Here is a 10,661-nt window from a genome sequence, read left to right as displayed (position 1 = left end):
TTCACAGTTGGACACGAGAATATTGTTCGACGCGCCTTGTCACTATTCGACAAAGTCTATATCGCCATTGGATTCAATGCCAACAAAAAAGATTTCTTCCCGGTAAAACAAAGAGTGGAATGGATTCGGTCGGTTTTCCAGGATAAAAAAACCATCGAAGTAGTCACTTACGAAGGGTTAACCGTTGATTTTGCCAAAGAGCTGAACTGCGGTTTTATACTCAGAGGGATTCGTACTTCGGCCGACTTTGAGTATGAACGTGCCATTGCCCAGGTGAATAAATCCATGTCGGGCATAGACACCGTATTTCTTCTGACATCCCCCGAACATACTCCTGTCAACTCCTCTATTGTGCGGGACATTCTGAAACATGGCGGAGACGCTTCCAAATTTATTCCAGACAAAATAAAAATTCAGGTGGCACGAGTGAGTCGTGAGCAATAAGCGAATTGGCATGATTCATGTTTTCAATTGACCGCTTAAAAAAGCTTAAACGCAGAGACGCTATGACGCTAAGTTTTTATTATAAAAGAGTGGCCTCCTGCCTTTTGCAATAGGAGAGTTACCAGCTATTTGCAATCCAGACACCTCGGGAATACGGAGCAATGTATTTCAATACCAATAAAAACAGTTAATGAATTCGCATAAAATATTTAAGTTCATCATTTTAACAGGCCTACTCCTGTGTACCGCCATCTATAGTGGCAGTGCACAGGAACATACCACACAAATTTTCGGTCATGCTCCCGAATACAAAAATATGGGGTTGGTATTTCAGCATTATCAAAACTATCTGAATTTTGAGGAAGAGGAATTGTTTTCACTACAGGTTGATTCCTTAGGGTATTTTTCTTTTGATTTATCCCTGAAGGAGACGACTTATGCTTTTGCAGATCTGGGAAGTTACCGTGGATTCATCTATCTTAGTCCCGGACAAAAATACGAACTCAAACTCCCTCCCTTTAAACCCGTACCTCAAACTCAGCGGTTAAATCCGTTTTTTCAACGCGAACCCATCTCAATTGGTATCATCAACCAGGACAGCTACGACCTTAATGCTCAAATACGCAATTTCGATGATGCCTTTTATCAGGAACTGGACACCAAAGTCCTTCGGCTGATGGCTTCAAAAAACAAACAAGCTGTTGCCGCTATTATTGACTCGTTAGAAATCCGTTTTCCCGGCAGCCCTGATTCCTTTTTCCAAAATCACAAAAAATTCAGATACGCACGTCTCGAAATGCTTACCTCCCGAAACCCAGAAAAAGAAATTATTCAGAAATATTTTTCTTCCCATCCGGTATATTTTAATCTCCCTGCTTACTGGGAAACCTTCAGGGATGTGTTCAGAGGATTTGGACGTAAAACACTGGAGAAAAACTTCACGCCTCCACTTACTTTTAAGAAAACAGTTTACTTAATTCAACAAGACAGCATCTTCCAAAGAACCGACATTTCGGAACTTATGGCCTTATGGACTATCTACCAGAGCTATTACGAAAAACTACTGCCTCCACAAAGAGCCCTGCAATTACTTCAGGAAACTTCCGAGCAAACTTCCATTGAAGAAATAAGAACAACGGCCCGCACTCTTTACAAAAATATTGCCGCTTTACAACCGGGATCTACAGCACCCGATTTTTCACTGATGGACTTCAACCGCAATGAATACAATCTGGAGGACTTCAGGGGAAAATTCGTCTATTTAAATTTCATGCACAGCGAAAATTACAATTGTCGGCAGGAGCTCAGATTATTACCACGTCTTTTGAAAACCTTCGGTGACAATCTGGAAATTGTCACCATTCTGACAGATGACAATTATGAAAAAGCGGCTCAGTTTGTGGAAGATTCTGATTACCAATGGAAATTTCTACATTTTGGAATGAATGCCAACGTATTAAGGAACTACAACATCAAAGCTGTTCCGCAATATTACCTCATCAGCCCTGAGGGAAAATTGATCTTTTCTCCTGCACCAGCCCCCGGAGAAAACTTCCATGACAACTTCATCAAACAATACCGTGATTATCAAAACGAACAGCAAAGAAAAGAACAACCCAAGAGAGAATCCATTTTTGGCCCTTAATTGTCCCCTTTGCCTCTCCCGCAAAGCAATATACAGCATGCTTCAATTTTTTTTTTGATGAATGGACTGTATGTAGTTATAAAAGTACTCTTTACACAACTAAATAATTGCAGTTTTCATTAAGTTTTTTATTAGGTTTGTAAAGAAGTGTTTTTTTTACTTAAAACGGGGTTGAATTTAGGGTTTCATTATAATGGACAAACTTAAAATACTTTTCTCTACTCTGATATATTTGAGTCTGTCATTAGGCACCAATGCTCAGAACGGACTAGATGCAGAGATTATAAGTGGCAACATTGATGTTTGCGATTCAGAATCGGTTGAGGTGACTCTTGACATACAATTTTCCGGACAAACACCTTTTAAATACAAGATTCGCTTATTCCCCGGTTCCATTACAACTTCGGCAGATTATATTCATGGCGACGATTTGGATGTAAATGGAGTTTATCGCTTTACCACCAACATTTCTTTATCAATACCTGAGGGGCAGGCCAGTTCCTCATTTCTTATTCAGGTCACTGAGATGTCCAGCGACGGAACCACCTATATTCCAACTACCGACCCGGGAGTAACTTTTACCAACTGGACCCTCCCCTCTCCCAATGCTGGTGTTGACATCGATTCCTGTGGCCTTTCAGCTGTACTGAGTGCAGCTCCCGATCCTGTTTCTTCGGTCTATTCATGGGAAACACCCACTCAGGGAATTCTGACTGACCCACTTGCCATCAACAGCAGTTACAGTGTATCCTCTGCCGGCACCTATCCATTAACTTTCAAACAGGAAAACGGTGTTTGCACCGCTCAGGACGAAGTACAGGTTGTCTTCCGAGGGTCTCCTTCAGCTTCCGTAGCAACATTTTCCGAAGTCTGTGGCACTACACCCCAGGATGCCGTGCTCAATCTTTCTTTTACAGGAAACGACAGCCCGTGGTCATTTGCTGTTTCAGATCAGGAAAATCAACAGATAACCGGTTCTGCCACAACATCCGTGTATAACGAAACCGTGAATGTTCAGGGCGAAACTACCTACTCACTGCTCTGGGTAAAAGACAGCAACGGCTGCCTTGCAAATCCTGAAGATCTGACCGGAGAAGCCACCATCGTTGATTTAAAACCGGAGACCAATGCGGGAACCGACTTTCTTTCCTGTGGCCTCTCCACCCAACTTTCAGCTATTTCAGATAAGGGAACCGGTCAATGGACCTCCGTTGCCTCGCCAATCACCATAGCTTCGGTATCCGACCCCGCCAGTGTGGTCACAGCATCTGAACAAGGAGTTTACACCATGACCTGGACCGAAAATAACAATGGTTGCGAAAACTCCGATCAGGTGGAAGTACAATTTATTGAGATGCCATCCATTTCTTTCGAAAATATTGAAACCCGAATCTGTGAAGGCAGTGAAGCAAGCATACCTTTTACAATAGGAGGGAACAACAGCCCCTGGACATTGAATTATTCCATAAATGAGGAGGCACAATCTGTAACTTATCAGAGCCCCACATCGGCGCTGATTTCTGCTCCAACCGAAACAACCAATATTCACTTAACATCCATTTCCGATCAATTTAGCTGTGTTTCTGAATTGGGAAATGAACTTTCCATTATAGTTGACCAAATGCCAACCCCGTTTGCAGGTAACGACACTGCTGTTTGCGGGCTCCAGATTGACCTAAATGGCAGCATGTCGCCATCAGCCCAACATGGGGAATGGCAAATTACATCAGGCAATATTTTGAACAATGAAATAAACAACCCCGCGGCCACCTATCAGCAAAGTACCTGGGGCGAAACAACCCTCACATGGATTGAGACAAACGGGCTGTGTACTGCCACAGATGACGTTCGGGTTCGGTTTGATGAACCTCCTGTTGCTTTTGCCGGTGAAGACCTCACTCTTTACAATCAGTATGAAACCATTCTTCGCGCAGGTCAACCTGTTTCCTACACCGAAAACTGGGTGGGCGAGTGGTACATATCTTCAGGCCCTGGAATTATTGCCAATCCGGGAGACCAGAATGCAACACTGACAGGTCTTAAGCATGGCACCGTCAACCTGGAATGGTCAGTAACCAATGGCGTTTGTCCTGAAGTTTCAGATAACCTGACCATTACCGTAAAAGGTTTAACCTATTATACCGGAATATCGCCACTCCCAAAAGATAATCGCAACGATTACTTTTCCATAAAGGGGGCCCATACTATCCCCCAGAACGAACTGGTAATCTTTGACCAAAGCGGGGCGGTTGTATTTAAAAAATCCAATCTGGAGGAAGGCAATCAATGGGAAGGAGTGGATGCTGATGGAAACCCTCTTGAAAACGGAATCTATTATTTCATTTTTAAAGGAGATGGCATTGACCCGGTTAAAGATTATATCGTCATCAAACGCAAACACAACTAAACCCCCTGACAAATGAGAACAAAGGGACTCATTCTTTCTGTTTTTCTTCTTTTGACCATAACTGTGTCGGCTCAAAGGGCCATGACACTGAGTCAGTATATGCACAATCGTTTTACCATCAACAGTGCTTTTGCAGGTTCGCGAGAGGTTTTGAGTGTTTTCGGCTCCTTCCGCAAACAATGGACTGGCCTCCCCCAATCACCCCAGGCACAATACCTTACAGGCCACACCCCGCTTAGAAACCCAAATATGGCACTCGGACTGCAGATCTTTAATGAACAATTTACCATAAAAAACAATCTGGGCATTTCACTCGCTTATACCTACAGAGTTAAAATTAATCCATACACATGGATGGCCTTCAGTCTTTCCGGCGGATTCTCCAGTTACCAGATCAACTGGAACGAAATTAATCTGGAACACGAGGACGATCCCGCTTTTGCAGGAAATGATGCCTCAAACGGGCCTCAGGCAGGTTTTGGATGGAGTATTTACAACGATCGCCTGTTTGGAGGCATTTCAATTCCGGAATTTTTCTCTCACGATTTTGAGAAGATGGATGGAACAGAGTTGAATCTCCAAAAAGCCGATATTTTGTTAACCGGCGGTTACCTGTTCGATGTGTCCTCCAAACTGATGTTTCAACCCTCCTTTCTGTTAAAAGTCAATCAGGATAAAGGTAGCTGGGCCGACCTCTCCGGGACTATCATCTATGACAAAATGATTTGGGGAGGCATCACTTATCGCACCCGCGAGGAATTGATTTTTCTTACCGGATGGCAAATTCTCCCCCAGCTTCGGTTGGCTTACTCTTACGACTATTCACTTGGAGACATTGGCGATTTCAACAATGGCAGCCATGAAATCTCCATTCAATACGATTTTGGTTACAAAATTAACACACCTAGTCCCAAGTTCTTTTAAACCCTGAGTTATGACCCCGATGAAGACAATATCAGTATTAATAGCTCTTACTGCCCTTGCAATTTCCGGGAGAGCACCGGCGCAGGACATTGTGATACAACCGGTCAAAATAAATACACCCGGGAATAGTGAAATTGCTCCTCTGCTAGAGGATTCAGTGTTATATTTCATCTCCAACAGGCGAACAAACCTCCTGGTAACCTATTTGAACCAAGATGATGAATTGCTGTACCACGTATTTACAGCCCCCCTCCAAGCAGATGGCACCTTGGGTAAAACAACACTCTTCGCCCCACCCGACCAACCAAGGTACAACGCAGGCTCTCTAACCTTTTCAGCCAACGGCAGCCAGATGATTGCCACACACAATAAAAGCAACAAAACCACCACCAGAAAAACCAGAGACCAAAGTAATCCCCTGAGCCTTTACGCTGCAGAAAAGAAAGATAAAGGATGGCACGGGTATGAGCAACTTCAACTAAACATTCCCCTTGGAAGTTCAATTGGACATCCCTCTCTCTCCGAAGATGGACGTTTTCTGTTTTTTGTTTCAGATATGGAAACCGGGGAGGGGGCAACCGACATTTATGTATCCGAAAAAAATGGAGGTAAGTGGGGCACTCCCAGAAATATCGGCTCACACATCAACACCTCAGGAAGGGAACTGTTCCCCTTCATCCACCCTTCAGGTAAACTCTACTTCTCTTCGGACGCACATAACGAATCGGGAGGATTAAATATATATTACATCGACTGGAAGGACACCAAAGCCAACCCGGTTGAACTGCCCATACCCATCAACAGTACTTCCAATGATTTTTCCTGTTTTATCAGCGACGATGAGAAATGGGGCTATTTTGCATCCGACAGAAACGGGGATGATGATATTTTTCGTTTTTCAATGCCACAGGTGGGCTGTTCCGATCCGCAAGAAATAGTAGAGGACAATTATTGCTTTACTTTTTTTGAAAACGGTCCGTTCAAATCAGATACTTTACCTTATATTTATAGGTGGGATTTTGGTGATGGACAAAACGCCATAGGCCTTGAAGTAGACCATTGCTTCCCCGGCCCCGGCAAATACCACATCAATCTGAATGTGGTAGATACCCTGCTCAATGAAGACCTGTTTTCTGTCGCTTCTTACGACCTGAATCTGGAAAGAACCAGTCAGATTTGGTTCGAAGCCCCCGACACCATTCAAACTTACCAACCCATTCATCTTAAAGCTCACCCCCGCGAATTAGAAGGTTTGAGCTCAGAACCGGTTTATTGGTGGAGTTTTGGCGATGGAGAAACCAGAATTGGCAAGAATATTGACTATCAATATAAAAAAGCCGGAAACTATCAGATTATTTGTTCCACGACATTGACTGACGGCCGGATTATTTGTTATTACAGAAACATCACAATTTTTGATTCACAAGAAGATTAAAAACTATGGGCACTAAATTGTATTTCTATTATACCCTCTTTTCGCTATTCATTCTGGCATCCTACGTTAATGCACAACCGGTTCCGGCAGTGGATGAAAATATTCCACACCTGGTAACATTTGGAGGAGAAGGTGAAACCGGATGGGGCGACGATGACTTTGTCCAAATCATATTTTTCTCCATACCCGAAACATTTGAATCTCCTGTTTTTATCCGGGTATTTGACCCCGACACCGGTGGCGAGGTGGATGAACAAAAAGAGGAATGGGATACAATGATGCGCTATTCGGTTTATGGAGGAGATGAAGCCTGCTCAGAAGAAGATGCAAGAAGGTCTAATCTGGATGGCAATTACCTTAGCGGAAACCTTTTGGCATCACGAACCTTTGCACAAAACCCGCGATATGATAATAACTGGTACACCTTTGGTCCGTTTAACCCTACCGAAGGTGAATTACTCCCCGAATATGGCGGATATATATTTAAACTCGTAATTGAAGGAACGGAAGGTGATGACGGAAACCTATACAAATTATTTCTGACTACCGAAGGAAATGAAAACCGCCCCGTAGAAGGAGCTTTTGCTTTTTATTTCAAGTACAAATTCCGTCTCCACAACGATGTCAATGAAGTTTCACACATCTATCCATATATGACCTCCGAAGTAATAGCCATTAAACAAAGTAATTTCGATTGGGATAATGATGGTTTCATCAGAATAATCAGTCCTTCAAAAAATGGCGAAATAGTACGTGCATCAGGGGATGACGGGTGGGCCGACAGCAGGCATGTTATCAACGAGGACGATCACAATAGTTCGTTGGATATTCAAATGATCAAGAAAAAATCAAACCTTGTTAAAGACAACAACGTAGTAATATTTCTGGAAAACCAATACGGAGAACTGATGCCGTTTTACAGTATCCCGATTGGCGGAATTCCGGAATATAAATACAGCATAGGAATCAAACCAAAAAAATAACACTATATGCTTCTCCGTGCCCGTTGGCTGTCTGCTATTCTTATTTTTGTCCATGCCCTTGTATTATGCGTTTCGCCCATTCATGCACAATCTTTCAGGTTTAAGACGTATGACTCAAATGTAGGACTTCCTCAAAACTTTGTTTATTCTCTGAGTCAGGACCACAACGGATACATTTGGATGGGCACCGGCGAAGGCCTGGTAAAATACAACGGGCAGGATTTTTCCAATTTCAATCATACTGATTCGCTTGCTGATGATTTTATTTCAGTAATGCATGTAGCCAAAGACGGTGCTTTATGGATTGGGCACAACAATGGAGATATTACACTTTACCAAGACAATGAATTTTTCCCTATCCATATTTCTGAAACCAGAAGTCCGGTTACGGCCATCGTCACCAGTGAAAATGATCATGCCTGGGCCATCAGCCAGAATGAAGGACTGATCAGCATCAACAAAAAAGATAAAAGTTATCAGATTCTGCGGCACAAAAAGCTCAACCGAAAACTTTTTTACACCCTTGCACAAAGTGACGACCAGCTTTTGGCAGGAACTTCGGAGGGAATGATAAGCATTGTCACTGTTGGAAAAGACTCTATCAAAAGTGTATCCAGGATAGCACAAATACCCATGACCAATATCAACTGCATTGTTCCCCGTAAAGGAATCAGCGGTGATTTCTGGGTAGGCACCGAAGACAATGGCTTTTTTCTTTATTCACAAACCAAGGACAAAAGCACCCACATAGTTGACAACAGCCTGTGTCTGAAATTCGATATTCAATGGGAAAATATCAGAGACATAGAAGAAGAACCCAATGGCAACCTGTTGCTGGCTACGTGGGGCAATGGGGTTATCAAACTCTTTTATGCTCCTGACAGCCAAACCTTTGTAGATTCTTTCAATTTCACTACAGAAAACGGGCTCAGCAACAATTATGTACGGGATATTCTCTGCGACCGGGAATCCAATTACTGGTTTGCCACCTATGGAGGAGGCACCTCGGTTTTATCAGGAGAACAGTTTGTTTTCTACAACCTGGAAACCATCGGTTTTGAACAATCAAAAGTACTCTCCACCTTCTTAAACGACAGCACTCTGTGGTTTGGAATGGAAAACGGGTTGATCAAAACAGACCCTTTTTGCTTTACGGATTTTGAATACTATGATTCAGCTTTCGGACTTCCAAACGACAACATCACCGGTATTTACCGAAAGCAGGATGGAACCCTTTTCCTGGGCACTGCAGGCAACGGCCTTTTCATGCGACTTCCCGGGAAACAAACCTTTGCACCCTGGCATTACAGCAACGAAGTTCCCGGCAGAAAAATAAGAGACATTGCAGGGAAAGATGAAATGATTTATCTGGCCACGTATGGTGGTTTTTTCTCCATCAACACCACCAGTGGGAAGGTGGATCAACTGACTACCGGCAAAGGATTACCGCATAATAACATCAATTTTGTGGAGCTGGACAAAAAAAATGAAGTATGGATTGGCCCCAGAAACAGTGGAATCTGCAGAGTAAAAAACGGAAGTATCGAAATCCACAAAATTTCAGATGCTCCCATCGATGTTTTTGACATAACACAAACAAGTGATTCTGCATTTTGGCTCGCTACACAAGGCCGCGGAATAATTAAATACACCCGGGATTCGATTGAACACTATACCATAACTCAGGGCCTTGCTAAGAATTTTTGTTACGATATAGAAGCAGACATCAATGACCGACTCTGGATAGGGCATCATCCTGGACTAAGCATGTTTGACACACAAAGTGGTGAAATAAAAACTTATGGGCATGAAGAAAATATGGGAGCCGATTTCTATCAGATTCTCAAAGACCAGAACAATACCCTTTGGTTTTCTTCTGCCAATGGAGCCATCCACTATTTCCCCGAAAAACACAAAAAAAATGATGTTGCTCCGGCGCTTCATTTCACAAGAATTCAAATTTCCGAAAATCTTTACTCCCCCAATAAAAAAATTCATCTCCCATATCCCTACCGGGAGAACTATAAGTTTAGATTTAATTTCATGGGCATCAGTTTCAGAAATCCCGATGAAGTGACTTATCAGTACCAGTTAATTAAAAATGGGGAACAATCGGATAGTGAGTGGACAAACCTGGGAAATACCAACTTCAGAGAATATGACTTCCTTCCAAGCGGAAGTTATGAATTAAAAATACGAGCCTTTAATGCTGATGGATTTGCGGCCGACCCCATTTCTGTATCCTTTTCAATTGCCACACCTTTCTGGAAAAGACCATGGTTCTTCCTGATTTTGGCAGCACTGATAATCTATTCCGTATATTTAATAATTGTTTCCCGCGAACGGAAGCTAAAAAGGCAGAAGGAATTACTTCAAAAAGAAGTTGATTTGCAAACCATTCAGCTTCGGGAACAAAAGGCCGAAATTGAACGTAAGAACCGCGACATAACTGATAGTATTAATTATGCCAAAACGATTCAGTCATCCATTCTCCCTCCTCTGGAGGTATTGAAATCACGGTTTCCTGAATCCTTTATTTTCTTTGCCCCACGAGACATTGTGAGCGGAGATTTTTATTGGTTCTTTAAAACAAAGAATCATTTCATCGTCACTTGTGCCGACTGCACGGGACATGGAGTTCCCGGAGCGTTTATGTCCATGATTGGCAGCACCCTGCTCAACGATATTGTAAAACGTAAAGATGTAAACTCTCCGGCAGACATGCTGGAAAGGCTTGATTTCGAAATTAAAGTGCTGCTTCAGAACAGCAAAAACAAGGACAATACGAAAGACGGTATGGATATCTCAGTGCTTGAAATAGAA

Annotated in this window: 7 protein-coding genes; all 7 read left to right on the top strand. The window is 42.8% G+C overall.

All coding sequences use genetic code 11. The features are described from left to right. Positions 1–444, top strand: a 444-nt coding sequence (gene coaD / locus QZZ43_RS15705; RefSeq protein WP_291861374.1) for a pantetheine-phosphate adenylyltransferase, incomplete at its 5' end; no start/stop codon positions are given. Between the two features lie 190 nt (positions 445–634). Continuing rightward, positions 635–2,089, top strand: a complete 1,455-nt coding sequence (locus tag QZZ43_RS15700) for a TlpA disulfide reductase family protein (protein WP_291861372.1) — start codon at positions 635–637, stop codon at positions 2,087–2,089. A 193-nt stretch (positions 2,090–2,282) separates the two neighbouring features. Further along, positions 2,283–4,496 carry a gliding motility-associated C-terminal domain-containing protein gene (locus QZZ43_RS15695; protein ID WP_291861370.1) on the top strand — a complete coding sequence of 738 codons (2,214 nt, stop codon included), beginning with the start codon at positions 2,283–2,285 and terminating at the stop codon, positions 4,494–4,496. 12 nt (positions 4,497–4,508) lie between these two features. Further along, positions 4,509–5,420, top strand: a complete 912-nt coding sequence (locus QZZ43_RS15690) for a type IX secretion system membrane protein PorP/SprF (protein ID WP_291861368.1) — start codon at positions 4,509–4,511, stop codon at positions 5,418–5,420. A 10-nt stretch (positions 5,421–5,430) separates the two neighbouring features. Next, positions 5,431–6,855, top strand: coding sequence for a PKD domain-containing protein (locus QZZ43_RS15685; RefSeq protein ID WP_291861366.1), 1,425 nt, complete (start codon positions 5,431–5,433; stop codon positions 6,853–6,855). Positions 6,856–6,860: 5 nt separating this feature from the next. Continuing rightward, positions 6,861–7,838 carry a hypothetical protein gene (locus QZZ43_RS15680; RefSeq protein ID WP_291861364.1) on the top strand — a complete coding sequence of 326 codons (978 nt, stop codon included), beginning with the start codon at positions 6,861–6,863 and terminating at the stop codon, positions 7,836–7,838. A gap of 6 nt (positions 7,839–7,844) precedes the next feature. Further along, the coding region (locus QZZ43_RS15675) for a two-component regulator propeller domain-containing protein (protein WP_291861363.1) at positions 7,845–10,661 on the top strand (2,817 nt) is incomplete at its 3' end.

Source organism: Marinilabilia sp. (assembly GCF_016278715.1).
Classification (GTDB): domain Bacteria; phylum Bacteroidota; class Bacteroidia; order Bacteroidales; family Marinilabiliaceae; genus Marinilabilia.
The sequence above is the reverse complement of the archived record's forward strand: the minus strand, read 5'-3'. Positions and strand labels throughout refer to the sequence as shown.